The 1,636-nt window shown below is 32.6% G+C and carries 1 protein-coding gene; it reads right to left on the bottom strand.

Going from position 1 to position 1,636, the window contains the following annotated elements; all coding sequences use genetic code 11:
• Positions 1–27: 27 nt before the first annotated feature.
• Positions 28–1,636, bottom strand: a 1,609-nt coding sequence (locus tag ACI3VO_RS02115) for a GLUG motif-containing protein (protein ID WP_439756324.1), incomplete at its 5' end; no start/stop codon positions are given.

Below are 1,636 nucleotides of genomic sequence, written 5' to 3'. Positions count from 1 at the left end.
TCCTGACCGGCAGAACAAAAGCATGGGTCAAAAACCACCTGCAAAATCAGAATTTGCAGTTACATTTCCTGAGTTACTTACATTTGATACCTCAGATGTGCCTTGTATAGTTCCAACTATTCCACCTACTTGAGATTCAGCAGTTACATTTCCTTTATTAGAACAATTTTTAGCAGTTCCTTGACCCATGTATCCACAAATACCACCTACAGAAGTATTACCATTTACTTCTCCTTCATTTACGCAGTTTTCTACAGTTCTCATGTAAACATAGTGATTACCAACTATTCCGCCTACTTGATTTTGACCTGTTACAGTAGCTTTATTTGTACAATTTTTTATATCTTTGCAGAAACTTTGATATCCAACTACTGCTCCGACAGTATTTTTACCAACTATAGAACCATCTACTGTTACGTTATTAACTGAACCATTTGAACTTAAATATCCAAATAATCCTACATTATCCTCATTTGGTGCATTTATTTTTACAGTTATAGTGTGATTACCACCGTCAAATGTACCTTGGAAAGATTTGCTACTAGTACCTATTGGCAACCATCCACTTAAAGTTTCATCTACATTTATATCTTGTGTCAATGTTATAGTTTTTCCGTTAAATTGATCACTTATACCTGCATATCCATTGACTATAGCTCCAAGACCTGCAAGTTGTTCAGGAGTTGATATTTCGAAGCTTGTCTTACTAGAATCGTACCAAGATGTATCGTATTCTGTAGCAAATGGTACAGTTAATCCTAATTCAGCTGAAGCAACTTCAAATTCGTTATTTATTTCAGCATATCCTCTTGCAGAAGCTTTATATGTGTATTTTCCATTAGTCAATAAATAAGTTCCATCTTCTTGAGGAGTTACTAATTTATCGCCTTTATATACTTCTATCTTGAAATCTCTTGCATTTGATACATTAGGAGCAAAAGATACCTTGTATACGTTTTGTAATTCTACATCAAAGCTTAAATCTTCACCTTTTACTTCAAAGTCTGCTTCTTGAGCTTCGTATCCAATTTTCTTAACTTCGTATGTATAATTTCCATCTGATAAGAAATATTTAGTTCCTTCACTTGGAACTATTACATTTCCTTCGCTATCTTTTACTGTAAGAGTCGCATCATCAGGAGTTATATTAAATAAAACTTGGTATGCATCTGTTAATTTTTCACTTACTGTTACATTTTCTCCAGCTACCTTTAATGAACCCATTTTAACTTCATATCTATCAGCAGCTATTTTATATTTATATTGTCCGTTTACTAATCTAAATGTTCCATCTTCTAACATAAAGTTTTTAGATGAAGTAGCATTTATTTCATTTCCTTCGCTGTCATATAATGTTATAATTGCATCTGTAACTTTTCCAGAATTGCTAGTTAAATCAAAGCTTGCTATATATGATTTTTGATTGACTGTTTCTTTGTCTACAACAGCCCAGTCCATATATTCTTTATTGGCTTGAGTTACATTTTTATTAAGTAATCCAGCTATTTTTCCATTTGAAAAATCTTTTTTAGTATAAGTTGTACCGTCAGCATAGTAGCTATCTACTGCTTCAGTTCCTTCTTTTACAACTGGATTGTTGCTCTTTGTGTAGCAGTTTTTAACTGTATTAGAGTTA

The sequence above is a fragment of the Intestinibacter sp. genome (assembly GCF_051866655.1).
Lineage (GTDB): Bacteria > Bacillota > Clostridia > Peptostreptococcales > Peptostreptococcaceae > Intestinibacter.
This window is presented reverse-complemented; position numbering and strand designations above follow the sequence as displayed.